This is a genomic window from Streptomyces sp. HmicA12, assembly GCF_000373565.1.
GTDB lineage: Bacteria > Actinomycetota > Actinomycetes > Streptomycetales > Streptomycetaceae > Streptomyces.
On sequence record NZ_KB891852.1, the window covers coordinates 231,197 to 256,638 of the forward strand.

A 25,442-nucleotide genomic window follows, 5' to 3' on the forward strand; every position below is an offset into this window, starting at 1 on the left:
TTCCGATAAGGCGTCAATTGCAGCGAGGGCGGCTATCACCCTTTCGTGTGCTTTTCACCAAAGACCTCAAGGGAGTTGGGAACGGCGCCGACAACAGATTCCGTGAGTACCCTTGCGCACACCATGATGACCGCCGCCCGCTCCGCCGACTCAGGCCTCGCAGGACCGGGCGAACTCGACCGCTATTCCTACGCGGAGTCGGCCGCCGATCGTGTCGGCACCTCTCCCTGGGACGGCGCGGACCAAGATCTCGGCCGCGTGGGCCGGCGCGCCACGGGCAACCGGGGCCGCGGTCTGCACGGTCAACTCGTTCAGCAACTGGGGCAGATGATCGTCTCCGGCGACCTGGGCGCCGACCGCCCGCTGGTGCCCGAGGAGATCGGCCAGCGTTTCGAGGTGTCCCGTACCGTCGTCCGCGAATCCCTCCGTGTCCTGGAGGCCAAGGGCCTGGTCAGCGCCCGGCCGAACGTCGGCACGCGCGTGCGACCGGTCAGCGACTGGAACCTTTTGGACCCGGACATCATCGAGTGGCGTGCCTTCGGGCCGCAGCGCGACGATCAGCGTCGGGAGCTGAACGAGCTGCGCTGGACCATCGAACCGCTCGCCGCTCGCCTCGCCGCCGGTCACGGCCGTGAGGACGTGCAGCAGCGCATTGCCGACATGGTCGAGATCATGGGACACGCGCTGGGGCAGGGGGACTCGATCACGTTCTCCCGTGCCGATGCCGAGTTCCACTCGCTGCTCATCCAGCTCGCCGGCAACCGGATGCTGGAGCACCTCTCCGGGATCGTCTCCGCTGCGCTCCATGTCTCCGGCGGTCCCGTCACCGGTTGCGATCGTCCGAACGAGACGGTGGTGGCCCACCACGGCCGCATCGCCGACGCCCTGGCCGCGGGTGACAGCACCGGTGCCGAGACGGCCATGCGGCACCTGCTCACGGTCCACCCCGAGGTGGAGCGCGTGGTGCCGGCTCCGCGTGAGCACTGACGCGCCGGGCGTCCCGTAGAGCGAGGGAACGCGAACCAGGTGTCGCCGGACGGCTCCCTTTCACATGCCCTGAGCGTGTGTAAGTGGGCGCGATCCGGCGACTCGGCCGTTAGAGGGTTCGCTGAGTGTTGTTGCTCAGGGTTCGCCGAGCGTTCGCAGGAGCTCGCGGGGTGACCGTTTCTGCCCGTATCTGTCAGTCTTTGACCGCTTACGGGGTGTGACTCGGGCCACGTAGATTGGGCGTAACGCTCGTCGGGGCAACGCGATGACCTAAGAGGTGACAGCCGAGGAGGGAATACAGCGGCCGCTTGCGGCGCTGTCCATCTCCCCGGCCCCCGCCCACGCCGTCGGCCCATCCCCAAGTCGGCGGACGTCGGCTCCGGTCCACACAGGACGGGGCCGGAAGCCGTTTTCCAACGTTCCGAGAGGTTGTTCGTGTCGGCCAGCACATCCCGTACGCTCCCGCCGGAGATCGCCGAGTCCGTCTCTGTCATGGCGCTCATTGAGCGGGGAAAGGCTGATGGCCAGATCGCCGGCGATGACGTACGCCGTGCGTTCGAAGCCGACCAGATTCCGGCCACTCAGTGGAAGAACGTTCTGCGCAGCCTCAACCAGATCCTCGAGGAAGAGGGTGTGACGCTGATGGTCAGTGCCGCTGAGCCCAAGCGTCCCCGAAAGAGCGTCGCAGCCAAGAGTCCGGCCAAGCGCACCGCCACCAAGACTGTCGCGGCGAAGACGGTCACCGCCAAGAGGGTCGCTGCCACCACCGCCCCCGAGTCGACGACCACCGAGGTCGCCGCCGATGAGGCCACGCCCGCCAAGAAGGCCGCGGCGAAGAAGGCCACCGCCAAGAAGGCCACGGCCAAGAAGACGGTCGCCAAGAAGACCGCCGCCAAGAAGACGGCCGGCAAGAAGGACGACGAGCTCCTCGAGGACGAGGCGACCGAGGAGACCCCCGCAGCCGCGAAGAGCGGCGACGAGGAGACCCCCGAGGGCCAGGGCTTCGTCCTGTCCGACGACGACGAGGACGACGCGCCGGCCCAGCAGGTCGCCGCCGCCGGTGCCACCGCCGACCCGGTCAAGGACTACCTGAAGCAGATCGGTAAGGTCCCGCTGCTCAACGCCGAGCAGGAGGTCGAGCTCGCCAAGCGCATCGAGGCCGGTCTGTTCGCCGAGGACAAGCTGGCCAACGCCGACAAGCTCGCCCCCAAGCTCAAGCGCGAGCTGGAGATCATCGCCGAGGACGGCCGCCGCGCCAAGAACCACCTGCTGGAGGCCAACCTCCGTCTGGTGGTCTCCCTGGCCAAGCGCTACACCGGCCGCGGCATGCTCTTCCTGGATCTCATCCAGGAGGGCAACCTCGGTCTGATCCGCGCGGTCGAGAAGTTCGACTACACCAAGGGCTACAAGTTCTCCACGTACGCCACCTGGTGGATCCGTCAGGCGATCACCCGCGCCATGGCCGACCAGGCCCGCACCATCCGTATCCCGGTGCACATGGTCGAGGTCATCAACAAGCTCGCGCGCGTGCAGCGTCAGATGCTCCAGGACCTGGGCCGCGAGCCCACCCCGGAGGAGTTGGCCAAGGAACTCGACATGACCCCCGAGAAGGTCATCGAGGTCCAGAAGTACGGCCGCGAGCCCATCTCCCTGCACACCCCGCTGGGCGAGGACGGTGACAGCGAGTTCGGTGACCTCATCGAGGACTCCGAGGCCGTCGTCCCGGCCGACGCGGTGAGCTTCACGCTCCTCCAGGAGCAGCTGCACTCCGTGCTCGACACCCTGTCCGAGCGCGAGGCGGGCGTCGTCTCGATGCGCTTCGGTCTCACCGACGGTCAGCCGAAGACCCTCGACGAGATCGGCAAGGTCTACGGCGTCACGCGTGAGCGCATCCGCCAGATCGAGTCCAAGACGATGTCGAAGCTGCGTCACCCGTCGCGCTCCCAGGTCCTGCGCGACTACCTCGACTAGTCACGGCTTCTGTACGGCCCTCAGAAGGCCCGGCATTCCCCGCCCGAAGGGGAGTGTCGGGCCTTCTGCGTGCGTGGCTGTGGGCGGATCCTCGCGGTGCGTGAGGCGCTCCGCTGAATCACTCTGGGTGTGCCAACGCAACCCAGAGTGAGGAGAGCGCATGCGTCGTCCCTTCGCGAGAGCGCTGATCGCGTCACTGGCCGTGCTGAGCGCGACGGCCGTCCTGCCCCTGTCGGCAGCGGCGCCCGCGGCCGCCGACAGTGTGGTCATCGGTGGCCGTCAGGTTCAGGTGTCCGACAGTCCGTGGGTGGTGGCCCTCTCCAGCCGTGACCGGTTCGGGGGTACACGCGCTGGACAGTTCTGTGGGGGCGTGGTCGTCGCGCGGTCGACGGTCCTCACCGCGGCGCACTGCATGAGCGAGGACGTGCTCGGGGTGGCGCGCGGCGAGGTGCGCGACCTCAAGGTGATCGCGGGGCGAAGTGACCTCGGGTCGGACGAAGGTGCCGAGATCCCGGTCCGCGGCACCTGGGTCAATCCCGACTACGACAGACACACCAACTCCGGCGATGTGGCGGTCCTCACGCTGGCGACACCGCTGCCCGAGGGATACGCGCTCCCGATGGCGGACGCGGACGACCCCGCCTATCGGCCCGGTACGGGAGCCGCCGTGTACGGGTGGGGTGACACGACAGGTGCGGGGGACTACCCGCGCACGCTGCGTGCCGCACGGGTTCAGGTGCTTCCCGACGCCGTGTGCCAGGAGGCGTATCCGGGCAGTTCGGACGGGACGTACGTGACGTCCTCGATGCTGTGCGCGGGTGAGCAGGAAGGTGGCAGGGACGCCTGTCAGGGCGACAGCGGTGGCCCGTTGGTCGCCCAGGGCAGGCTGATCGGCCTCGTGTCCTGGGGGAGCGGCTGCGGGCGTGCGGGGAGTCCCGGTGTCTACACGCGGGTCTCGGACGTGCTGCGGGTGTTGGACCGGCACGCCTGACGCGCGCCGACGGCGCGTCGGAACGAGGACGGGCGGCCACCCCTGGGTGCAGGGATGGCCGCCCGATCACCGGCCTGGTGCCGGAGCTGGCTCGTCGTAGGTGCGAGGCGTCAGCGTTCCTCGGTCTCGGCGCTTGCCGGAGCGGCGGTGAGTCGCTCCGTCTCGTCCTGTATCTCAGCGGCGATCTTCTTGAGTTCCGGCTCGAACTTGCGACCGTGGTGGGCGCAGAAGAGCAGTTCACCACCGCTGATCAGGACGACGCGCAGATATGCCTGGGCGCCGCAACGGTCACAGCGGTCAGCGGCCGTCAGCGGGCTCGCGGGGGTCAGAACAGTAGTCACGTCGCCTCTTCTCTAGCTCGACGAGCTGTCGTACCAGGGTCAACATCCAACCAGGCCGAAAACGTTCCCGCTCGCGGCTTTTCCTCGAAATATTTCTCCGAGGCCGGCCAGGTGCTGCCGGGTGGCGGCGAATGTGCCGTATTGCGTCTCTTACGAGTCTTACGGGTTCGCGCGTTCTGTCAGGTCGGTCCTCCCCGGCGGGCTTGCCGGTTGTTCATGAGGACGTGCCCGGAGCCTAAATGGTTCATGCCTGGAAGGGAACGTGATGTGTGCTTCACTCCATCGAGGGATCGAACATGCATACGACCTTGGACTAGTCTTGGTTTCGGGTGAGGGTGGCGTTACAACGGCTCTACCAGGCCTCGGTACCCTCTGAGCGGCGACCGACGCCGGCCCTGTACCCACAAGGGCCCCATCTGAAATTCAGCGAGGAGCGAACCGCGTGACCGCCGAAACGTCCGTGCCGTCCACAGCGCTGCTGACCGGAGCAGGCGGCATCGTGGACAAGGACAGTTCCAACTACACCGCGCGGCACCTGCTCGTCCTCGAGGGGCTCGAGGCCGTACGCAAGCGCCCGGGTATGTACATCGGCTCCACCGACAGCCGCGGTCTCATGCACTGCCTCTGGGAGATCATCGACAACTCCGTCGACGAGGCTCTCGGTGGCCACTGCGACAACATCGAGGTGATCCTGCACGACGACGCCTCCGTCGAGGTGCGGGACAACGGCCGCGGCATCCCCGTGGACGTGGAGCCCAAGACCGGCCTCTCCGGAGTCGAGGTCGTCATGACCAAGCTCCACGCGGGCGGCAAGTTCGGCGGCGGGTCGTACGCGGCCTCCGGCGGCCTGCACGGCGTGGGCGCCTCCGTGGTGAACGCGCTGTCGGCGCGCCTCGACGTCGAGGTGGACCGGGGCGGGCACACGCACGCCATCAGCTTCCGGCGCGGCGTTCCCGGCGCCTTCTCCAAGCCCGGCCCCGACGCGCCGTTCGACTCCGCGGCCCGACTGAGCAAGATCAAGAAGGTTCCGAAGGCCCGCCAGGGCACGCGGGTGCGCTACTGGGCGGACCGGCAGATCTTCCTGAAGGACGCCAAGCTCTCCCTGGACACGCTGCACCAGCGCGCCCGCCAGACCGCCTTCCTGGTGCCGGGTCTGACCATCGTCGTACGGGACGAGTTCGGTCTCGGCGAGGGCGGCAGCAAGGGTGAGGAGTCCTTCCGCTTCGACGGCGGCATCAGCGAGTTCTGCGAGTACCTGGCGCAGGACAAGGCGGTCTGCGACGTCCTCCGCCTCACCGGGCAGGGCACCTTCAAGGAGACCGTCCCGGTGCTCGACGAGCACGGGCAGATGACGCCGACCGAGGTCCAGCGAGAGCTCGGCGTCGACGTCGCGCTGCGCTGGGGCACCGGCTACGACACGACCATCAAGTCGTTCGTGAACATCATCGCCACGCCCAAGGGCGGTACCCACGTCTCCGGTTTCGAGCGCTCGCTCACGAAGACGATGAACGAGGTGCTGCGCTCCCAGAAGCTGCTGCGTGTCGCCGAGGACGACATCGTCAAGGACGACGCCCTCGAGGGCCTCACGGCCGTCGTCACGGTGCGCCTCGCGGAGCCGCAGTTCGAGGGCCAGACCAAGGAGGTCCTCGGCACCTCGGCGGCGAACCGGATCGTCGCCAATGTGATCGCCAAGGAGCTCAAGGCGTTCCTGACGTCCACCAAGCGCGACGCCAAGGCGCAGGCCCGTTCCGTCATGGAGAAGGCCGTCGCCGCGGCCCGCACCCGCATCGCGGCCCGTCAGCACAAGGACGCGCAGCGCCGCAAGACGGCGCTGGAGTCGTCGTCGCTGCCGGCGAAGCTCGCGGACTGCCGCAGTGACGACGTGGAGCGCAGCGAGCTGTTCATCGTCGAGGGAGACTCGGCGCTCGGCACCGCCAAGCTCGCACGGAACTCCGAGTTCCAGGCGCTCCTGCCGATCCGCGGCAAGATCCTCAACGTTCAGAAGTCGTCCGTCTCCGACATGCTGAAGAACGTCGAGTGCGGCGCGATCATCCAGGTCATAGGAGCAGGGTCCGGACGGACCTTCGATCTCGACGCGGCGCGCTACGGCAAGATCATCCTGCTCGTCGACGCCGATGTCGACGGCGCGCACATCCGTACGTTGCTGCTGACGCTGTTCCAGCGCTACATGCGGCCGATGATCGAGGCGGGCCGGGTCTTCGCCGCCGTGCCGCCGCTGCACCGCATCGAGCTGGTCCAGCCCAAGAAGGGCCAGGACAAGTACGTCTACACGTACTCGGACCGTGAGCTGCGCGAGACGCTGCTCGAGTTCCAGCGCAAGAACGTCCGGTACAAGGACTCCATCCAGCGCTACAAGGGTCTGGGCGAGATGGACGCCGATCAGCTGGCCGAGACCACGATGGACCCGCGCCACCGCACGCTGCGCCGGATCAACATCGGCGAGCTGGAGGCGGCCGAGCAGGTCTTCGATCTGCTGATGGGCAACGACGTGGCGCCGCGCAAGGAGTTCATCAGCAGCTCCGCGGCGACCCTCGACCGCTCACGCATCGACGCGTAGGACACCTGGCACCGAAGGGGCGCGCCGCACGGCGCGCCCCTTCCTGCGTCCGCTGCGGCTCCACCCCTGGGTGGAGCCGCACGATCCACCCGGGATCCACCCCGGCTCCGATCTCCTGAACTGCCGTTTTCCGTAGCGTCGAAGGCGTTGAACCACTCCGCTCCGACCGTTCCACGGAGGCAGCCATGTCCGGGCCGACCGAAGTCCTGGTGATCGTCGCAGTCGTCGTACTCGTCCTCGTGCGCCAGTTCAGGACCGAGCGTCTGTCGATGGACCGCAAATGGTGGCTGCTGCCCCTGATCCTCGGGTTCGTGGCGGTCAAGGACGGCTCGCTCGCCGACCCGCAGCACATGGCGGAGTCGGGGGTCCTGCTCGGCATCGAGCTGTTGGTCAGCCTCGGCACAGGCATCGGGTGGGCGTTCACCACCCGGATCTGGGCCGATGAGTACGGCGACGTCTGGACCAAGGGCACGGTCGCGACCGCGGGTGCCTGGGCCGGCGGCATCGCCGCCCGTGCGGCCGTGGTAGGTGTAGGCCTCGCGATGGGCGTCCATCTGGGTAGTTCCTCGCTCATGCTGGGCATCGCCCTCTCGCTCCTGGCGCGCTCCGGAGTCCTGATGTGGCGGGCCGGCCATGAGCAGGCGGCGTACGTTGGAGCCGTCCCGCAGCCGGCCTGGGAGGACCGCAGGTGAGTCCGAGTCTCTGGACGACATGGCCGTCGCGGGAGGCGCTCTCCCGCGACGGGCTGACGCGCGCCCGGCGGATGCTGGCCCGGACGGTACGGGTCGTGGTGCTGGTGGTCCTGCTGTGGACCGCCGTCACCGAACGGGACGTCGCGGACTGGGCGCTCGTGGTGACGCCCATCGGGGTGCTGGGTTGCGCGGCCGCCGCATGGGGGTTCTTCCGGACCACCCTCGAGCACCGGCTGTGGCCGTCGCTCGGGCTGCTCGCCGTCCTCCTGCTGTTCGCCGTGGGCGCTCAGCAGATCGGGTTGGTCGGGCCGGCTGTCGTGCTGTGGTGCGGTTGCGCGGTCAGCGCGCTGGAGCGCATGCCGCTCGTGGCCGCGGCGCCCGCCACCGTGGTGTCACTGACCGGCTTCGCTGTGGCCAACAGCGACGCCTGGCTGACCACCGCGGTCGTCGCGCTGGGCCTGTGTCTCTCCGGCTATGTCCTGCGTCTGGACGCCGAGGCCAGGGGCACCGCCCAGCGCCTGCTGGTGCAGGAGCGTGCCGCGCGTGCCGCCGAGGCCGAGTCGGCGGCCCTCGCCGAGCGGGCGCGCATCGCCCGGGAGATCCACGACGTCCTCGCGCACAGCCTCTCCGCCCAGCTCGTGCACCTGGAGGCGGCGCGGCTCCTGATCGAGCGGGGCGCCGACCGGGAGCAGATCCTGGAGCGGGTCGTGGCGGCGCGCGGCATGGCGCGCGACGGCCTCACCGAGACCCGGCTGGCGCTGACGGCGCTGCGCGGTGAGATGACGCCGCTGGAGGAGTTCCTCGAGGGGCTGGTCAAGGCCCAGGACGGGGCCACGCTCACGGTGGAGGGCGAGCGCCGGCCGATGCCTGTGGAGGCCTCCCAGGCGGTGCGCAGGGTGGCGCAGGAGGCCCTGACGAACGTACGCAAGCACGCGCCGGGGGCGAAGACGGCGATGTGCCTCGCGTACGGCCCGCGCGAAGTCGCCCTGGAGATACGGGACTCGGGGGCGTCCCGTCAGCACGCGGAGCTCACTGTCAGTGGCTCCGGTTACGGTCTGTTGGGGATGAGGGAGCGTGCCGAGCTGCTGGGCGGGACGCTGGAGGCAGGGCCGTACGAGGAGGGTTTCGTGGTCACGTTGAAGGTGCCCGTATGAGCGGGGCCGAGGCGGGGGAGCGCGGGGGCAGGCCGTCGGCCCGCGTGGTGGTGGTCGACGACCAGACGGTGGTGCGGGAAGGCATCGTGATGCTGCTCGGGCTGCTGCCCGGGATCGAGGTGGTCGGCTCCGCGGGCGACGGGGAGGAGGCGGTCGCGCGCGTGGCGGAGCTGGCGCCGGACGTCGTCCTGATGGACCTGCGCATGCCGCGCTGCGACGGAGTCGAGGCGACCAGACGGATCAGGGCCGAGTACCCGGGCACCCAGGTCGTCATCCTGACCACCTACGCCGACGACGACTCGCTGTTCCCGGCCCTCACCGCGGGAGCGCGCGGATATCTCACCAAGGACGCGGACGGGGACGAGATCGTCCGGGCCGTCGAGGACGTGCTGTCCGGCGACGCGGGGCTCTCCCCGAAGATCCAGCGGAGACTGCTGGAGAGACTGTCGCGGCCCGAGCCCGTCGCGCCGGGGCCGACGGAGCCGCCGGACGGTCTCACCGCGCGGGAGGCCGAGGTGCTGGTGCTCATCGCCGACGGACTGACGAACCAGGAGATCGCCCACGCCCTCCATGTCTCCACGGCGACGGTGAAGACCCACATCAACAACCTGTTCGCGAAGACCGGCCTCAAGGACCGCGCGCAGGCGGTGCGGTACGCGTACCGGCACGGGCTGGCCGAGCCACCGGGAACTTCCCTTGCCCAGCCATCACCTAATGGGGTGAAGGACTTGTGAGCCGAGTCCGGGATCTTCCCGATCTGTCCATCCTTGGGCACGCGGCCGAAGTGGGCCGCGGACAAGGAGAGTTCGGTGGAGAAGCACGACGGGCGCGAGACGGCGCAGTCCCGGACCGGTGATCGCGGTGCCATCGGCGATCCCTGGTACGACGCGCTGGCCTCGGGGTGGGGTGAGTTGGACGGTTCTGGCGCACCGGCGCCCGCCGCGCCTGCCCAGTCCGTGCCGGGGCAGCGGAGCGCGGCAGGGATCTATCTGGAGGTGCAGCGCAGTGCCGCATTCCAGGAAGTGCGCGGGCGCTATCGAAGGTTCGTCGTTCCCGCGGTCGCGGTGTTCTTCACCTGGTACGTCGCGTACGTGGTGGCGGCCACGACCGCACCGGACCTGATGGCCCGGCCGGTCGCGGGCGCGGTGAACGTGGCGATGGTGGCTGGTCTCGGCCAGTTCGCCAGCACGTTCCTGCTGACGTGGCTGTACGCGCGACACGCACGGCTGCGCCGTGACCGGCCCGCGCTCGAATTGCGGTGGGACACCCAGGAGATGACGCGCGGAATCGCCGGCTCCACAAGCATGAACGGTTCGGCGCGGGGCGAAGGTGGCCAGTGGTGACCGGGACGCATCAGACCCTGGCGTTGTTGCTGTTCAGCGCGTTCGTGGCGGTCACGCTCGGGATCACGACGTGGGTGAGCCGCAACCGGCACGGTTCGGCGGAGGAGTTCTACGCGGGCGGGCGGCTCTTCTCGCCCATGGAGAACGGTTTTGCCATCGCAGGGGACTACATGTCCGCGGCCTCCTTCCTCGGCATCTCCGGACTGATCGCGCTCTTCGGCTACGACGGGCTGCTCTACTCCGTGGGCTTCCTCGTGGCCTGGCTGGTGGTGCTCTTCCTGGTCGCCGAACTGGTGCGCAACTGCGGCCGGTTCACGCTCGCCGACGTCGTGGCGGCCCGGATGCGTGAGCGGCCCGTGCGCATCGCCGTGGGAACTTCCTCGGTCACCGTGTCCGTTCTCTATCTGGTGGCGCAGATGGTGGGTGCGGGGAGCCTGGTCGCACTGCTGCTGGGTGGCACGAGCGGGGCCGCGCAGGCATGGACCGTCGTCGCCGTGGGCGCGCTCATGGTCATCTATGTGTCGATGGGAGGGATGCGGGCCACCACGTGGATCCAGATCGTGAAGGCCGTCCTGCTCATGGGCGGGACGATCGCCCTGACCGTGCTCGTCCTGGCGCGCTTCCACGGGGACTTCGACCAACTGCTGCGCACGGCCGCCGCGCGCAGCGGGCACGGCTCCGACTTCCTCGTGCCGGGCCTGAAGTACGGCGGGAGCTGGACCGCGCGCTTCGACTTCATCAGCCTGGGCCTCGCGCTCGTGCTCGGTACGGCGGGCCTTCCGCACATCCTGTCGCGCTTCTACACCGTGCCCACCGCGCGGGCCGCACGCCGCTCGGTCGTCTGGTCCATCGGGCTCATCGGCAGCTTCTACCTGATGACGATCGTGCTCGGCTTCGGCGCGGCCGCCATCGTGGGCTCCGATGCCGTGCGCGGCTCAAATGCGGCGGGGAACACGGCGGTTCCGCTGCTCGCCCTCGACCTGGGCGGCGGATCGGGCTCCACGGGAGGCACCGTGCTGTTCGCGGTCGTCGCCGCGGTCGCCTTCGCGACCATCCTCGCCGTGGTCGCCGGGATCACCCTGGCCTCCTCGGCGTCCGTGGCGCACGATCTGTATGCGTCGCTGCGGCGCCGCGACCGGGCCGGGAAGCCCGTCGGGAAGCAGTACAGCGAGGTCGCGGTGGCGCGGGTCGCCGCGGCCGGTATCGGCGTGCTCGCGATCGCTCTCGGCCTGCTCGCGCGCGATCTCAACGTCGCGTTCCTGGTCGGCCTGGCCTTCGCCGTCGCCGCCTCCGCCAACCTCCCGGTGCTGCTCTACTCGCTGTTCTGGCGGAACTTCACGACGCGCGGGGCGGTGTGGTCGGTCTACGGCGGGCTTGTGCCCGCCCTGGTGCTCGTCGTGCTGTCACCGGTCGTCTCGGGCAGCCCCACCTCGCTGTTCCCCGGTGTGGACTTCCAGTACTTTCCGCTGGAGAACCCGGGGCTCGTCTCCATCCCGCTCGGGTTCCTGGCGGGCTGGCTGGGCACCGTGACCTCGCCCGAGCCGCCGGACGAGGCCAAGCACGCGGAGACCGAGGTGCGGGCGCTCACCGGCGCCGGGGCCGTCTGACCGGGGCACGACCTAGAGGCCTGCTGCCCACTCGTAGCGGTGCTCGGGACGCCCGGTGTCGCCGTACCTGAGGCTCAGCCGCACCCGCCCGGTTCGCTCCAGGAGCTTGAGATAGCGCTGGGCGGTCTGGCGGCTGAGCCGGGTCCGGTCGGCCAACTCCTGCGCGGAGAGCGGGCCTTCGGCGCCCATCATGGTCCTGCGGACGAGTTCGGCGGTGCCGGGGGAGTGCCCCTTGGGCAGCTCGGGGGCCGAGGTGGCGGACAGGGCGCCGAAGATCCGGTCGACCTCCGACTGCTCGGCCTCGCCCCCGCCGTCGAGGGTGCGGCGCAGCGTCGCGTACGCCTCCAGCTTGCCGCGCAGGCCCGCGAACGAGAACGGCTTGACCAGATACTGCAGAGCTCCTTGGCGCATGGCCGCCTGCACGGTCGCCACGTCGCGCGCCGCGGTCACCATGATCACGTCGACCTGGTGGCCGCGCTCGCGCACTCTTCGGGCGACGGCGAGCCCGGTCTCGTCCGGCAGATAGTGATCGAGGAGCACCAGGTCGACCGCCAGCTCCTCGATCCTCTCCAGCGCCTCGGCCGCGCTGTGCGCCTTGCCCGCCACCCGGAATCCCGGAACCTTCGCCACGTAGGCGGCGTTCACGTCGGCCACGCGCGCGTCGTCGTCCACGACCAGTACCTCGATCATCGGACCTCCTCGGTCGTGCCCGTACCTGTACCGGCGCTCGTACCCGTATCGGAACTCGGGTTCGTACCGGGGCTCATGCCCGTACGGGTACTCGTACTGGTGCTCGCGCTCGTCCGGGTACTCGCCGCGGGTTCCGTGAGGGCCTCTGGCAGGACGACGACGAACTCCGCGCCCCCTGATGCGGATTCGGTCACCTCGGCGGTCCCTCCCTGCCGTTCCGCGAGCCGCCGCACCAGGGCGAGCCCGATGCCCCGCTTGCCGTGCGCGGGCGGTTCCTTGGTGGACCAGCCCTCCAGGAAGACGGACTCGCGCTGATCGGCCGGGACACCGGGCCCTGTGTCACGTACCCGAAGGACCGCGGCCCGGCCCTCGGCCCGCACCACCACGTCCACGCGCGCGTGCCGCCCCGAACCGGCAGCGGCGTCCAGGGCGTTGTCCACCAGGTTCCCGACGATCGTGACGAGTCCGCGCGGATCCACGAGCCGGTCCGGAAGTTCCGTGTCCGGGGAGATGCCGAGGGCGACACCCCGTTCCGCGGCGACGGTCGCCTTGCCCACCAACAAGGCGGCGAGCAGCGGATCCCGGAGCTTCTCGGTGATCTGTTCCGCGGTGACCCGGTGCGCGCCCGCCACCTCGCCCACGAATTCGGTGGCCTCCTCGTACATCTCCAGCTCGAGGAGGCCCAGCAGTGTGTGCATGTGGTTGGCGTGCTCGTGGTCCTGCGCGCGCAGGGCGTCGATCAGGCCGCGCGTGGAGTCCAGTTCGCGGCCCAGTTGCTCCAGTTCCGTGCGGTCGCGCAGGGTGGCCACCGCGCCCCCGTCGTCGGTGGGCATCCGGTTGGCGATCAGGACGCGCCGGCCGCGCACGGTCAGCAGATCGGTGCCGGTCACGTGTCCGGCCAGTACGTCGGTCGTGCGGCCCGGGCCGAGCGCCGAGTCCAGCGGCTGCCCGATCGCCGCCGTGTCGAGGCCGAGCAGGCGCTGCGCCTCGTCGTTCAGCAGCCGTATCCGGCCGCCGCGGTCGAGCGCGACGACGCCCTCGCGAATGCCGTGCAGCATCGCCTCGCGCTCGGCCAGCAGGGCGGAGATGTCCGAGAACGCCAGATCACGCGTCTGCCGCTGCACCCTGCGCGAGATCAGGTACGCGGCGAGCGCACCGACGGCCAGCGCCCCGCCCGCGTACGCGAACAGGCCGGGGATCGCGTGGACGAGGCGGGCGCGGACGCTGTCGTACTCGATGCCGACCGACACCGCGCCCACAATGGCCCCGTCCGCGCCCCTGAGCGGCACTTTGCCGCGCGCGGAGCGGCCGAGGGTGCCGTCGTCGATCTCCATCACCGCGTGGCCCGCCAGCGCGTCGCTGGGGTCCGTCGAGACGACCTTGCCGATCTGGTCGCGGTCGGTGTGCGACCAGCGCACCCCTGCCTTGTTCATGATCACGACGTACTCGGCGCCACTGGACCGCCTGATGCGCTCCGCCGCGGCCTGGACGGGGCCGTCGGCGGCCGGCCGCGACGACCGCAGGTCCTCGGCGATCTGTGGCTGCGCCGCGGTGGTCTGCGCGATGGCGAGGGCGCGGCGCATCGCCTGGTCGTCCAGCTGGTCGCTCAACGGGGCCAGGAACAGCCCGGTGGCCAGCACGGCCACCCCGGCGGCGATCGCCACCTGCATCAGCAGGACCTGCGCGAACACCCGCTTGGGCAGGCCGAGGCGCAGGCGGCGGGCGGGGGTGGTCGAGCTCATGGTTACGAACGGTACGGGCCCTTCCGGCCCGGTCGTAGCCCTTGTGGCGCGGATCTCGTACGAGGCCGGAGCCGGTGTTCGCGCGCGTGTGCCGGCGTCTGGGTGTGCCGGTGTCGGTGTCCGTGGCGTACGAAGACGACGGCGCGTCAGTCGCGCGGAACGGGAACCTCACGCACGTCCACGACATCCATGCGCGCCGGTGAGCCGAGGACGGCGCCGCAGCTCTCGGGGCGAGGGGGCGTGGAGGTTCCTCGGGCGACGGTGACGCGCCAGTGGCGTCCGTCGGTGTGGGCGACCGTCACTTCCCAGCGCGGGACGCCGTCCGTGGCGGTCTTTGTGCGTACGACGGTGAGGGCATCGGCACCGTACTCCTGGGCGGTCCTGCGCACTGCCAGCTCCGCGGCCTGGCCCGGGCGGTCCCATGCGGAGTTGCCGCGGCACCCGTGCGTGACGATCCGGTCGTCGCGCACGGCCTCCAGGATCTCTTTCACGTCCGCTGCCGTGGCCCTTCCATAGGCGTACCCGTACGGCAGCACGAGAAGGGTGGGCGAGAAGCGGTGGCCGCCGAGATGGGTGACCTCCCAGACGCCTTCTTCTCCGGAGAGTGCGAGTTCGGAGGCCAACGGGCGCCCCAGGAGGGCGCAGCAGCGATCACGCTTCCCGTTCGTGCAGACCAGGGCGAGCGGAGCACCTGCGTAGGGCTCGCCGAAACCGCCGTGGTCGCCCGCTCCGAGGGCGGCGAAATCGAGCCGGAGCAACTCCTCGGGAGCCTCCGTGGTGGTGCTCCGCAGCCAGGCGTCGCCCGGATTCGTGTGGGCGAGGAACACCCGGCGTCGGGCCGGCGCATGGCAGTCGGCGTGCCGGCCCGGGCGTCGCACGAGTGCGACCCGCACGCCGGTGCCGTCGGCCGCGGCCTCCAGTGCGCGGCCCACGTCGGGGTCCAGGTGGCTGGAGGTCAGAGCCTTTGCTCCCCAGGGACCCGACTGCTCGATCAACAGCCAGGTCCGGGCGGTGGCCGCGGTCCCCGCGAGGGGTTCGTCCAGATCTTGCGAGGCGGTCGCGCACGTACTCACGTAGGGGAGCCTAACCCGCTCCTCGGATCACTCCTCACCAGCGGGGGCGGGCAGGGGCTGCGGTGGACGCGCGCCTACGTAGTGGCCTGTGGGCCGCATACGGAGAGGGCGTTCCCCGTACTCCTCCAGGGCGTGGGCGATCCAGCCCGCCGTGCGCGCGACGGCGAAGATCGTCTCGCCGGCCTCGGCCGGCATCCCGAAGGAGGCGGTGAACACGGAGAGCGCGAGGTCGATGTTGGCGTGCAGATCGGTGTGGCGGGCCGTCGTCGCCACGACGTCGCGGGCCGCGGCCAGGGCGGGCTGCGCCTCGGGCAGCTCCTCCAAGAGGGCGAACAACGCTTCCGCGCGCGGGTCCTCGCCCTTGTAGAGGCGGTGGCCGAGCCCCGGGACGCGCCGCCCCGCCCGTAGTTCGTCGGCCACCACAGGACCGGCTCCGCCGCGGTCGAGGACGTCGAGGAGCATCCGGTGGGCCAGTCCGCTCGCCGCGCCGTGCAGCGGGCCCTCCAGGACGCCCAGACCCGCGGAGACGGCCGCGTACGGGTGCGCCCGCGCCGACGCCGCCACGCGGACCGCGAGCGTGGAGGCGGCCAGGTCGTGGTCCACCAGAAGCCCGAGTGCCGTGTCCAGGACGCGCAGCGACGCCTCGTCGGGCTGCTTGTGCGACAGCCGTCCCCACAGGCGCCGCGCGATCGGTTCGCCGTCCGCGTACGTGGACCTCACGAGAGGAAGCGCGGTCGCGAGGGTCGGGATGAGGGAGCGGGCGGCGCCGAGGACGGACTCCTCCGACAGGTCGTAGCGCAGAGGATCCGACGTGGCCGCGGCGACGGCAGCCACGCGCAACCGGTCCACGGGGCTGCTGAATTCGGGCAGGGCGGCGACGGCGTGCCGGGCCGCGGCGCGCGACTCCTTGGAGGCGATGAACCGCACGCCGGGGCGCAGCGTCCCCGTCCACAGCCACTCCGCCACCTCTTCGTAGGTGTGGCGTGTCGCGAGCTGTACCGCGTCGACCCCTCGGAAGAAGTACCTGTCCTCGTCGATGAGGGTGATGCGGGTGTGCACGGTGAGCTCGTTCGCCGCCGAACTCGCCGTGCTCTCCCGCCTGTTGCGGTGGGCGAGGGCCTGGACCTCGGCGGCGTCGAAGGTGCTGCCGCGCCGCCCCTGGCCGCGACGGCTCGTGAGCTGGCCCCGGCTCACGTACGCGTACACGGTCTCGGGCTTCACGCCGAGCAGTTCGGCGGTCTCCTTGGTGCTCAGTCGGCCGGCCTCCGGGGCCGGTGCCCGTTCTTGATCCCTCATGTGCGTCACCGTATCCGGACGACAATGTATTGATTGAATCAATATTGACAGAGATTGAGTCAAGCATGGACAGTCTAATCAAGTACAGGGAGGAAACATGCCGATCAACGGGACCACGGCCACCACCGTCGTCGACGTACCGCGCGGACTCGCCGGTGTCGTCGTCACCGACACCGAACTCGGTGACGTACGGGGGCGCGAGGGCTTCTACCACTACCGCCAGTACTCCGCCGTCGAGCTCGCGCAGACCCGCAGCTTCGAGGACGTCTGGCACCTGATGATTCATGGGGAACTGCCCGACGCCGCGCGCTCGGCAGCCTTCGCGCGCGAGACCGCGGCGCTGCGCGCGCTCCCCGAGGAGGTGCGCGCGGCGCTGCCGGCCATCGCCCGCGCGGGCTCCCTGTCCGGGCCGCTCGCCGGACTGCGCACGGCGCTGTCGCTGTTCGGCGCCTCCCGCGGCTTCCGGCCCGTCTACGACATCGACGCCGACCGGCGCCGCGAGGACACGCTCGCCGCGGCCGCGGTGGTGCCGACGATGCTCACCGCGCTGCACCGGCTGGGCGAAGGGCTCGAACCGGTGGAGCCGCGCGAGGATCTCTCGTACGCGGCGAACTACCTCTACATGCTGACGGGTTCGGAGCCGGAGGCCGCACACGCGCGGGCCATCGAGCAGTACCTCATCTCCACCATTGACCACGGCTTCAATGCGTCAACCTTCACGGCGCGCGTGATCACGTCGACGGGCGCGGATGTCGCGGCCTGCCTGGTCGGTGCGGTCGGAGCACTGTCGGGGCCGCTGCACGGCGGGGCCCCGAGCCGCGCCCTCGACACCCTGGACGCGATCGGCACCCCGGACCGCATCGACCCCTGGATCCGCGAGCGGGTCCTGGCCGGTGACCGGATCATGGGCTTCGGACACCCCGTCTACCGCACGGAGGACCCGCGTTCGAGGATGCTGCGCGGGATCTCGCAGGAGTTCGGCGGGCCGCTGGTGGAGTTCGCGGTCGAGGTCGAGCGCCACGTCGAGGCGATCCTGGCCGAGCTCAAGCCGGGCCGCGAACTGCACACGAACGTGGAGTTCTACGCGGGCGTGGTCATGGAGCTGTGCGGGCTGCCGCGCACGATGTTCACGCCGACGTTCGCCGCTGCGCGGGTGGTCGGCTGGAGCGCCAACATCCTCGAGCAGGCCCAGGACTCGAAGATCATCCGCCCTGCGGCGCGCTATGTGGGGGTGGAGCCGCCGGTGGCGGTGCCGCCGCGGGGTTGATCGGGTGGATCAACCCCCGGAGCCCGAGGGGGGATCGACGGTGCTGCGGAAGCGATCGAGGGGCGACGGGCCACCCTCGTAGGCGGAACGGGACAAGTGGCACACCAGATCCCACATCTCCCGCTCGTCGGCCAGTCGGCTGGGCAGGGTCAGGTGCAGCGCGGCGGCGAGGGGCTTCCTGCCGACATTGACCAACGAGCGCACCGCGCAATGCCATGCGTCGGTCGAGGTGACCGCGCAGCGGTACCACACGGGGAGCAGAACGCAGAGCGAGACGGCGGTGGTCACCACCACGAGGAGGTCCTTGCCGGGCGAGGCGGCTGCGACCGCGGCGCAGAGGATCACGCCGACATGGCCGTAGAGCATGCACACGAAGAAGTTCACGCTGGTGCGTGCCGTGTCGACCTGGCGCACCGCCTGCTCGGGGGCGACCGCCGTCAACTCGTCCCACAAGGCCGTGAGATCGATACGGAACCGTTCGTAGGGCTCCACCTCAAGACGTCGGATGGCATTGCCGAGCGACGTCGGGGAGATCTGTCGCGGATCGCGGGGGTACCGGTCCAGGTGCTCCTGGAGCAGCGCCCGCCGCGGCGAGGAACGTCGGCTGTCGCGCGCGAAGTGCCGGGCCACACGCCTTTCGTCGCGCAGCCGACTCATGTCGGCGGCGGCCGCGGGTGGAAGCGGCCTCCGCGCCGCACGTGCCTCCAGGCGCAGACGCTGGAGCCGGTCATCGAGGATCCCGCGCCGCTCGCTGTGCCACCTGACCCGGCTCTCGTACAGGCTGCCCGGCCACAACAGATAGCCGGTCAGTATCCGGTACAACGGGGTCTGCAGTGCGCTGCTCACGAGCCCGAGGAGCAGCGCACCGACGAGAAAGGCGACGGCCGCGCGGCCCTGCGCCAGTTCTGCGAGCCGCGCGATCAGCGGCAGCCCCTGCAGGCTGGGCAGGAGGAACACGACCAGCAGGGCAAGGTTGACGGTGGTCGGCACGATCCAGCCGACCACCAGCCCCCAGGCGCCCCCGAGGACGCCTTTCGCGATCTCTGTCATGACCCCCCGGCTGGTTCCGGTTCCGGTTCTGGTTCCGGCTCTGGCGGTGGCTCGGTCGGATCTACGGGCGACGGTCCGGTGGGACCGCGATATGCCGGTAGTACAGAGATACCAGGGCTGTCGGGTGGGTGAGGGTGGGTTACATGGAGTGCGATCCGGATGGCCGGATACGACACCGCGACGGCCGCGGGGACGGTCAGTGCGGCAGCCGCGGTGGCCAGTGCGAGCACGAGGAGCCCACAGACCAGGACGCTCTGGGCGCGGCCGATGCTTCTGCCCGGCGACCGCTCCGCTGCCTTCGACATGGCTCGTGCCCCCATGTCATGCGCTCGGGATGTCCGCCTTGGCTCGCACCAGGGTGTCGCGGGTGATGACGACGATCCGCTCGTAGTCGGCCCGCGCCGCGTCGGCGGGCAGCTCGGCGTCGAGCGTCTCGGTGACATCCGTCCCGATGACGGCGAAGTTGCCGTCGGCGAGCTCGAAGATGTCGGGGCAGGTCTGGCCGGAGGCGCTTCCGCGTTCGCGTGGAGACGCACCGATACGGCGCACGATTTTCAAAGGGATCCCGGTCCTTGACGCTGGGGAGGGATAAAGGAGCGGGCACAGATTAGCCCGTTCACCACCGCAGTCGAGGCGCGGGATAGGCCAACTGGGTTCAATCGCAAGGAGGTTCGCCGACGACCCACCACTCGTCGGTCTCCGCTTCCTCCTGGTCCTGGAGCAGTTGCTCGACCATGCGGCCGAGTTCCGCCTCGTCCGAGCTGCCGTCCAGACTGGCGCGATGGTGCCGCGTCGCGGCCAGATAAGCGCGGACGATCGGGTTCCGGCAGATCACCCGAAGGTGCCCGTAGAGCTCGCGCCGGTTCATCGCGCCGATGCGGTGGAAGTGCAGGGCGTTGGTGTAGAGCGCGTTCGCGTACAGGAACTGGCGCTGCTGGTCCGGGGGGATCGTTTCCTCGTACGTGTCGAGGACCGCGGCCAGTGCCGGATCGTCCATGGCCTTGCAGAGCAGGGTGAGGTGCGCCCGGTGCTGCTCGATGAGGGCAGCGCGTCGTCGGCGTCGCGTCGCCAGCGAGGCCAGTGATTCCGCGGCCGTGCCGGCGCCGGTCGTCACCGCGGCGGCGAGCGCCCTTACTCCGTAACTTTTAGTGGCCATGTCAACCCCCGGTCCAGGCGACCGCGAGCCGGTCGTCGGGTGCGGGTCGACGGATACGAAGACCGGTGAGGCCGGCGAGCGGTGGGCGGCGCGCTTGCCGTCTCCCAGGGTGCCGAGCGGCTCTGATCGGCGGGGAGGCGGAGAGGAGGCGCGCGGAAATGCCGGGTCGCGCAAACCGGCGCCATGTCCAGACATCTGCCCAGCGATCGGCGTTAGCAATCGTTCACTGCGCGGCCTTTCTACGCGCTCGTATCCTGGGGCGGCAGCCATCCTTGGTGCGAGAGCCGGTCGCCGGACCGGCGCACCCCTGGTGTGAGAGAGGTCGCGTGTTGAGCAAGTCGAACCCGCCGCAGATCCCCGTCGTCGTCCTGGCGGGCTTCCTCGGATCGGGGAAGACCACGCTGCTGAATCATCTGCTGCACCACAGTGCGGGTACCCGCATCGGGGCGATCGTCAACGACTTCGGGTCGATCGAGATCGATGCCATGGCGGTCGCCGGGCAGTTGGGCGACTCGACCGTGTCGCTCGGCAACGGATGTCTGTGCTGTGCCGTGGACGCGAGTGAACTTGACGTCTATCTGGACAAGTTGACGCGCCCGATCAATGACATGCATGCCATTGACGTCATCGTGATCGAGGCGAGCGGGATCGCTGAACCGCAGGAGCTGGTCCGCATGGTGCTCGCCAGCGAGAACCCCCGGATCGTGTACGGGGGTCTCGTCGAGGTCGTCGACGCCGCCGAGTTCGACGCCACCCGGGACAAGCACCCGGAGGTGACGCGGCACCTGGCTCTCGCGGACCTCGTCGTCGTGAACAAGGCCGACCGGGTGGACGCGGGGGAGCGTGAGCGGGTGCTCGGCGTCGTGCGGGCGGCGGCGGAGCCTGCCGCCGTCATCCCGGCGTCGTACGGGCGTGTCGACCCGGAGATGCTCTTCGACTGCCGTCCGAGCGAGGAACGCATCGGGCAGCTGTCGTTCGACGATCTGCACCGGCACGGTGACGGCGACGGAGCAGCCGCGGACGGGGCGCACGACGGGCACCTGCACGACGCCTACGAGAGCGTTGCCTTCACCTCCGAAGTGGCCATGGACCCGCGCCGGTTGATGGCGTTCCTGGACGGTCGGTCCGAGGGGCTCTACCGCATCAAGGGGTACGTCGACTTCGGCGCCGGCGATCCGCGCAACCGGTATGCCGTGCACGCCGTCGGACGTTTCCTGCGCTTCTACCCGGAGCCGTGGCCGCGCGGTGAGCCGCGCCTCACCCAGCTCGTGCTCATCGGGGCGGGCATCGACACGGAGGCGCTCGGCAAGGAACTCGCCGCATGCAGGAGCGACAACGCGGACGCCCCGCACGCTGCGGACGAGCACAGCATGTGGGGCGTTCTCCGCTACGTGCAGGAGAAGGGCTCGCAGGACGAGGCCCTGGACTTCTAGACGGGTCCGGCCACCGCCGCCACCGTCTTCGGGAGCGAGAGGCCCGAGCCGTCGCGGCGCGGGTCCATCTCCGGCAGTTCGGCCGGCGTGCCGTTCTTCTGCGCCGCTCGGGCGGGCGCCGGGCCCGCCCAGGCCAGGCTCAGGCAGTCCTCGCCCTTCAGGAACCGCTGGCAGCGCACGCCGCCCGTGGCACGGCCCTTGCGCGGGTACTGGTCGAACGGCGTCAGCTTGGCCGTCGTCTGCACCGAGTCGTCGAGCGTGCCGCGCGAGCCGGCCACCGTGAAGACCACCGCGTCGACCGCCGGATCGACCGCCGTGAACGAGATGACCTTCGCCCCGGTCGCCAGCTTGATGCCCGCCATGCCGCCCGCCGGGCGGCCCTGCGGGCGCACGATGGAGGCCTGGAAGCGCAGCAGTTGGGCGTCGTCCGTGACGAACACCAGGTCCTCCTCACCCGTCCGCAGTTCGACCGCGCCCACGATCCGGTCACCGTCCTTGAGGGTGATGACCTCCAACTCCTCCTTGTTGGACGGATAGTCGGGCACCACGCGCTTCACGACGCCCTGCTCGGTGCCGATCGCGAGGCCCGGTGACGACTCGTCCAGTGTGGTGAGGCAGACGACCGTCTCGTCCGCCTCCAAGGAGGAGAGGAACTCGGAGACCGGGGCGCCACCGGAGAGGTTCGGCGCGGACGCCGTGTCCGGGAGCTGCGGCAGGTCGATCACGTTCAGGCGCAGCAGGCGGCCCTCGGAGGTGACCGCACCGATCTCGCCGCGGGCCGTCGCGGGCACCGCCGAGGCGATCAGGTCGTGCTTGACGCGCTTGCCGCTGTCGTCCTCGAGGAACGGCTCGCCGTTGGCCGTGCGGGCCACCAGGCCGGTCGAGGAGAGCAGCACGCGGCACGGGTCGTCGGCCACCTGCAGCGACACCGCGGCCACCGGGGAACCCGCGGACTCCAGGAGCACCGTGCGCCGGTCGGAGCCGAACTTCTTGGCCACCGAGGCCAGTTCGGTGGAGACCAGCTTGCGCAGCTCGGTGTCCGAGTCGAGGATGCCGGTCAGCTCGTCGATCTCGCCGTTGAGCTTGTCGCGCTCCGACTCCAGCTCGATGCGGTCGAACTTGGTGAGGCGGCGCAGCGGCGTGTCCAGGATGTACTGCGTCTGGATGTCGCTCAGCGAGAAGCGCTCGATGAGGCGCTGCTTGGCCTGCGCGCTGTTGTCACTGGAGCGGATGAGGCGGATGACCTCGTCGATGTCCAGCAGAGCGACGAGCAGGCCCTCCACCAGGTGCAGCCGGTCCTGCTTCTTGCTGCGGCGGAACTCGCTGCGGCGGCGCACCACTTCGAAGCGGTGGTCCAGATAGACCTCGAGGAGCTCCTTGAGGCCGAGCGTGAGCGGCTGACCGTCCACCAGCGCCACGTTGTTGATACCGAAGGACTCCTCCATCGGCGTCAGCTTGTAGAGCTGCTCCAGGACGGCCTCCGGCACGAAGCCGTTCTTGATCTCGATGACCAGGCGCAGGCCGTGCTCGCGGTCCGTGAGGTCCTTGACGTCGGCGATGCCCTGGAGCTTCTTCGAGCCGACCAGTTCCTTGATCTTCGTGATGACCTTCTCGGGTCCGACCGCGAAGGGCAGCTCCGTGACGACGAGGCCCTTGCGGCGCGCCGTCACATTGTCCACCGCGACCGTGGCGCGGATCTTGAAGGTGCCGCGGCCCGTCTCGTACGCGTCCTTGATGCCGGCCAGGCCGACGATCCGGCCGCCCGTCGGCAGGTCAGGACCGGGCACGAACTTCATCAGCGTCTCGAGGTCGGCGCCCGGGTGCCTGATCAAGTGCCGCGCGGCGGCGATCACTTCTCCCAGGTTGTGCGGCGGCATGTTCGTCGCCATGCCGACCGCGATGCCCGACGTGCCGTTCACCAGCAGGTTCGGGTACGCCGCCGGGAGGACGATCGGCTCCTGCTCCTGGCCGTCGTAGTTCGGGATGAAGTCGACGGTGTTCTCGTCGATCGAATCCGTCATCAGGGCCGCGGCGGCGTCCGGGCGGCACTCCGTGTAGCGCATGGCGGCCGGGCGGTCGTCGTTGCCCAGCGAGCCGAAGTTGCCGTGGCCGTCCACCAGCGGGACGCGCATGGAGAACGGCTGCGCCAGACGCACCAGCGCGTCGTAGATCGACGCGTCGCCATGGGGGTGCAACTTACCCATGACCTCGCCGACGACACGGGCGCACTTCACATAGCCGCGCTCGGGGCGCAGGCCCATCTCGTTCATCTGGTAGACGATCCGACGGTGGACGGGCTTCATCCCGTCGCGGGCGTCGGGCAGGGCGCGGGAGTAGATGACCGAGTACGCGTACTCCAGGTAGGAGCCCTGCATTTCGTCGACCACGTCGATGTCGAGGATCTTCTCCTCGAAGGCAGCGTCGTCATCGGGTCGCGGGGTCTTCGTGCTGCGGCGGGCCATCGCTGCTGCGGCTCCTTCACCAACATGAACAGGTACATGAACAGAGAACTGACGGGGACTGTCGCGAACCATTGTGGACCGCCCCACTGACAACGCTGCTCGCGACCCGTCCGTACCGCGTGGTTCGCGGCCCGCGTGAGGGTGCTTTCATCGCTTAGGGCGTAGCCGCAGCGGGAACTTCGCCAGGGGTCAGCACGCTTGCATACAGTGGCAGGACTGGCAGCACTTCTGCATTTTCCGCGATCGAAGGGACGTACATGCCCATGGGTCACACGGCCACCGCCGAGGCCGGCTCCGGCGGCCTGACAGCGACCGAGCACCGGCTGGCCAACGGCCTGCGCGTGGTGCTCTCCGAGGATCACCTGACCCCGGTCGCGGCGGTCTGCCTCTGGTACGACGTCGGCTCGCGCCACGAGGTCAAGGGCCGTACGGGCCTGGCTCACCTTTTCGAGCACCTGATGTTCCAGGGCTCGAAGCAGGTGCCGGGCAACGGCCACTTCGAACTGGTCCAGGGCGCGGGCGGTTCGCTCAACGGTACGACGAGCTTCGAGCGTACGAACTACTTCGAGACCATGCCCGCCCACCAGCTGGAGCTCGCGCTGTGGCTGGAGGCCGACCGCATGGGCTCGCTCCTGACGGCTCTGGACGACGAGTCGATGGAGAACCAGCGCGACGTCGTGAAGAACGAGCGCCGTCAGCGCTACGACAACGTCCCTTACGGCACGGCGTTCGAGAAGCTGACCGCCCTCATGTACCCGGAGGGCCACCCGTACCACCACACGCCCATCGGCTCCATGGCCGACCTGGACGCGGCCACCCTGGAGGACGCGCGGAACTTCTTCCGCACCTACTACGCGCCCAACAACGCGGTGCTCTCCGTGGTGGGTGACATCGATCCCGAGCAGACGCTCGCCTGGATCGAGAAGTACTTCGGTTCCATCGCCGGGCACGACGGCAAGCCGGCCCCGCGCGACGGAGCCCTGCCCGACATCATCGGCGAGCAGCTGCGCGAGGTCGTCGAGGAGGAGGTCCCGGCCCGCGCCCTGATGGCCGCCTACCGGCTTCCCGAGGACGGCCCGCGCGCGTGCGACGCCGCCGACCTCGCCCTGACCGTGCTCGGCGGCGGCGAGTCCTCGCGGCTGTACAACCGCCTCGTACGCCGCGACCAGACCGCTGTGGCCGCCGGGTTCGGCCTGCTGCGGCTCGCCGGTGCGCCCTCCCTCGGCTGGCTCGACGTGAAGACCTCCGGCGACGTCGAGGTGCCCGTCATCGAGGCCGCCGTCGACGAGGAGCTCGCCCGGTTCGCCGAGGAAGGCCCGAGCCCCGAGGAAATGGAGCGCGCCCAGGCCCAGTTGGAGCGCGAGTGGCTGGACCGGCTCGGCACCGTCGCGGGTCGCGCCGACGAACTGTGCCGTTACGCCGTCCTGTTCGGCGACCCGCAGCTCGCCCTCACCGCCGTGCAGCGCGTTCTCGCCGTGACCGCCGAGGAGGTCCAGGAGATCGCCAAGGCGCGCCTGCGGCCCGACAACCGCGCGGTCCTGGTGTACGAGCCCACGGCCCCTGCCGACAGCGAGAACGACGACGAGGAGGCGGGCCAGTGACCGAGCAG

The 25,442-nt window shown here is 69.9% G+C and carries 21 protein-coding genes; 12 read left to right on the plus strand and 9 right to left on the minus strand.

All coding sequences use genetic code 11. The features are described 5' to 3' along the window. Nucleotides 1-102: 102 nt before the first annotated feature. The 3 genes from B072_RS0141670 (at nucleotide 103) to B072_RS0141680 (ending at nucleotide 3,949) form a co-directional block, all read left to right on the plus strand. Nucleotides 103-987, plus strand: a complete 885-nt coding sequence (locus B072_RS0141670; protein WP_026246884.1) for a FadR/GntR family transcriptional regulator — start codon at nucleotides 103-105, stop codon at nucleotides 985-987. A gap of 435 nt (nucleotides 988-1,422) precedes the next feature. Then, nucleotides 1,423-2,958: an RNA polymerase sigma factor gene (locus tag B072_RS0141675; protein ID WP_026246885.1), complete on the plus strand. Its 1,536-nt coding sequence runs from the start codon at nucleotides 1,423-1,425 to the stop codon at nucleotides 2,956-2,958. A gap of 160 nt (nucleotides 2,959-3,118) precedes the next feature. Next, nucleotides 3,119-3,949, plus strand: coding sequence for a S1 family peptidase (locus B072_RS0141680; RefSeq protein ID WP_018535955.1), 831 nt, complete (start codon nucleotides 3,119-3,121; stop codon nucleotides 3,947-3,949). A 110-nt stretch (nucleotides 3,950-4,059) separates the two neighbouring features. Here the strand turns inward: B072_RS0141680 and B072_RS0141685 are convergent, their stop codons facing one another. Further along, entirely contained in the window at nucleotides 4,060-4,290 is a 231-nt protein-coding gene (locus B072_RS0141685) for a DUF7455 domain-containing protein (RefSeq protein WP_018535956.1), read from the minus strand. A 442-nt stretch (nucleotides 4,291-4,732) separates the two neighbouring features. Here B072_RS0141685 and B072_RS0141690 point away from each other — a divergent pair, with 442 nt between their 5' ends. From B072_RS0141690 to B072_RS0141715, 6 genes are all read left to right on the plus strand, one after another. Continuing rightward, nucleotides 4,733-6,868, plus strand: a complete 2,136-nt coding sequence (locus B072_RS0141690; protein WP_018535957.1) for a DNA gyrase/topoisomerase IV subunit B — start codon at nucleotides 4,733-4,735, stop codon at nucleotides 6,866-6,868. 185 nt (nucleotides 6,869-7,053) lie between these two features. After that, nucleotides 7,054-7,560 carry a hypothetical protein gene (locus B072_RS0141695; RefSeq protein ID WP_018535958.1) on the plus strand — a complete coding sequence of 169 codons (507 nt, stop codon included), beginning with the start codon at nucleotides 7,054-7,056 and terminating at the stop codon, nucleotides 7,558-7,560. Continuing rightward, a complete protein-coding gene (locus B072_RS0141700; RefSeq protein ID WP_018535959.1) occupies nucleotides 7,557-8,714 on the plus strand; it encodes a sensor histidine kinase in 1,158 nt (385 codons plus the stop codon). Before B072_RS0141695 ends, B072_RS0141700 begins: the two co-directional genes overlap by 4 nt. Continuing rightward, complete coding sequence (locus B072_RS0141705; RefSeq protein ID WP_018535960.1) at nucleotides 8,711-9,448, plus strand: response regulator transcription factor; 738 nt, start codon at nucleotides 8,711-8,713, stop codon at nucleotides 9,446-9,448. The genes B072_RS0141700 and B072_RS0141705 overlap by 4 nt, the downstream gene beginning before the upstream one ends. A 75-nt stretch (nucleotides 9,449-9,523) precedes the next feature. Continuing rightward, nucleotides 9,524-10,057: a DUF485 domain-containing protein gene (locus tag B072_RS45300; RefSeq protein WP_018535961.1), complete on the plus strand. Its 534-nt coding sequence runs from the start codon at nucleotides 9,524-9,526 to the stop codon at nucleotides 10,055-10,057. Beyond that, complete coding sequence (locus tag B072_RS0141715) at nucleotides 10,054-11,664, plus strand: cation acetate symporter (protein ID WP_026246886.1); 1,611 nt, start codon at nucleotides 10,054-10,056, stop codon at nucleotides 11,662-11,664. The genes B072_RS45300 and B072_RS0141715 overlap by 4 nt, the downstream gene beginning before the upstream one ends. Nucleotides 11,665-11,676: 12 nt before the next feature. Here the strand turns inward: B072_RS0141715 and B072_RS0141720 are convergent, their stop codons facing one another. The 4 genes from B072_RS0141720 to B072_RS0141735 all read right to left on the minus strand — a co-directional run bounded on the left by B072_RS0141720 (nucleotide 11,677) and on the right by B072_RS0141735 (nucleotide 16,465). Continuing rightward, the gene (locus B072_RS0141720) at nucleotides 11,677-12,354 is read right to left on the minus strand and encodes a response regulator (protein ID WP_018535963.1); all 678 of its coding nucleotides are present in this window, start codon (nucleotides 12,352-12,354) and stop codon (nucleotides 11,677-11,679) included. Beyond that, nucleotides 12,351-14,096 (minus strand): sensor histidine kinase, encoded by a 1,746-nt coding sequence (locus B072_RS0141725; RefSeq protein ID WP_018535964.1) that lies wholly within the window; start codon nucleotides 14,094-14,096, stop codon nucleotides 12,351-12,353. Before B072_RS0141725 ends, B072_RS0141720 begins: the two co-directional genes overlap by 4 nt. Before the next feature lie 146 nt (nucleotides 14,097-14,242). Then, on the minus strand, nucleotides 14,243-15,169 hold the full coding sequence (locus B072_RS0141730; RefSeq protein ID WP_018535965.1) for a sucrase ferredoxin: 927 nt from the start codon (nucleotides 15,167-15,169) through the stop codon (nucleotides 14,243-14,245). A 27-nt stretch (nucleotides 15,170-15,196) separates the two neighbouring features. Next, nucleotides 15,197-16,465 (minus strand): citrate synthase family protein, encoded by a 1,269-nt coding sequence (locus B072_RS0141735; protein ID WP_018535966.1) that lies wholly within the window; start codon nucleotides 16,463-16,465, stop codon nucleotides 15,197-15,199. Between the two features lie 97 nt (nucleotides 16,466-16,562). Here B072_RS0141735 and B072_RS0141740 point away from each other — a divergent pair, with 97 nt between their 5' ends. Further along, entirely contained in the window at nucleotides 16,563-17,732 is a 1,170-nt protein-coding gene (locus B072_RS0141740; RefSeq protein ID WP_018535967.1) for a citrate synthase/methylcitrate synthase, read from the plus strand. A 9-nt stretch (nucleotides 17,733-17,741) separates the two neighbouring features. Here B072_RS0141740 and B072_RS0141745 read toward each other — a convergent pair whose 3' ends face one another. From B072_RS0141745 to B072_RS0141755, 3 genes are all read right to left on the minus strand, one after another. After that, nucleotides 17,742-18,782 (minus strand): hypothetical protein, encoded by a 1,041-nt coding sequence (locus tag B072_RS0141745; RefSeq protein WP_018535968.1) that lies wholly within the window; start codon nucleotides 18,780-18,782, stop codon nucleotides 17,742-17,744. 321 nt (nucleotides 18,783-19,103) lie between these two features. After that, the gene (locus tag B072_RS0141750) at nucleotides 19,104-19,340 is read right to left on the minus strand and encodes a hypothetical protein (protein WP_078506796.1); all 237 of its coding nucleotides are present in this window, start codon (nucleotides 19,338-19,340) and stop codon (nucleotides 19,104-19,106) included. A gap of 97 nt (nucleotides 19,341-19,437) precedes the next feature. After that, complete coding sequence (locus B072_RS0141755) at nucleotides 19,438-19,938, minus strand: DUF6082 family protein (RefSeq protein ID WP_026246887.1); 501 nt, start codon at nucleotides 19,936-19,938, stop codon at nucleotides 19,438-19,440. Nucleotides 19,939-20,264: 326 nt separating this feature from the next. Here B072_RS0141755 and B072_RS0141760 point away from each other — a divergent pair, with 326 nt between their 5' ends. After that, complete coding sequence (locus B072_RS0141760; RefSeq protein ID WP_018535971.1) at nucleotides 20,265-21,371, plus strand: CobW family GTP-binding protein; 1,107 nt, start codon at nucleotides 20,265-20,267, stop codon at nucleotides 21,369-21,371. Here B072_RS0141760 and B072_RS0141765 read toward each other — a convergent pair. Further along, on the minus strand, nucleotides 21,368-23,833 hold the full coding sequence (locus tag B072_RS0141765; RefSeq protein WP_018535972.1) for a DNA gyrase/topoisomerase IV subunit A: 2,466 nt from the start codon (nucleotides 23,831-23,833) through the stop codon (nucleotides 21,368-21,370). The genes B072_RS0141760 and B072_RS0141765 overlap by 4 nt on opposite strands. 263 nt (nucleotides 23,834-24,096) lie before the next feature. Here B072_RS0141765 and B072_RS0141770 point away from each other — a divergent pair, with 263 nt between their 5' ends. Then, nucleotides 24,097-25,434 (plus strand): insulinase family protein, encoded by a 1,338-nt coding sequence (locus B072_RS0141770; RefSeq protein WP_018535973.1) that lies wholly within the window; start codon nucleotides 24,097-24,099, stop codon nucleotides 25,432-25,434. The last annotated feature ends 8 nt before the right edge of the window (nucleotides 25,435-25,442 follow it).

Coding starts and splice junctions, on each gene's coding strand:
- B072_RS0141680 (WP_018535955.1), top strand. CDS start 3,119: ATGCGTCGTCCCTTCGCGAGAGCGCTGATCGCGTCACTGGCCGTGCTG.
- B072_RS0141695 (WP_018535958.1), top strand. CDS start 7,054: ATGTCCGGGCCGACCGAAGTCCTGGTGATCGTCGCAGTCGTCGTACTC.
- B072_RS0141705 (WP_018535960.1), top strand. CDS start 8,711: ATGAGCGGGGCCGAGGCGGGGGAGCGCGGGGGCAGGCCGTCGGCCCGC.
- B072_RS0141720 (WP_018535963.1), bottom strand. CDS start 12,354: ATGATCGAGGTACTGGTCGTGGACGACGACGCGCGCGTGGCCGACGTG.
- B072_RS0141725 (WP_018535964.1), bottom strand. CDS start 14,096: ATGAGCTCGACCACCCCCGCCCGCCGCCTGCGCCTCGGCCTGCCCAAG.
- B072_RS0141735 (WP_018535966.1), bottom strand. CDS start 16,465: ATGAGGGATCAAGAACGGGCACCGGCCCCGGAGGCCGGCCGACTGAGC.
- B072_RS0141740 (WP_018535967.1), top strand. CDS start 16,563: ATGCCGATCAACGGGACCACGGCCACCACCGTCGTCGACGTACCGCGC.
- B072_RS0141745 (WP_018535968.1), bottom strand. CDS start 18,782: ATGACAGAGATCGCGAAAGGCGTCCTCGGGGGCGCCTGGGGGCTGGTG.
- B072_RS0141755 (WP_026246887.1), bottom strand. CDS start 19,938: ATGGCCACTAAAAGTTACGGAGTAAGGGCGCTCGCCGCCGCGGTGACG.
- B072_RS0141765 (WP_018535972.1), bottom strand. CDS start 23,833: ATGGCCCGCCGCAGCACGAAGACCCCGCGACCCGATGACGACGCTGCC.
- B072_RS0141770 (WP_018535973.1), top strand. CDS start 24,097: ATGGGTCACACGGCCACCGCCGAGGCCGGCTCCGGCGGCCTGACAGCG.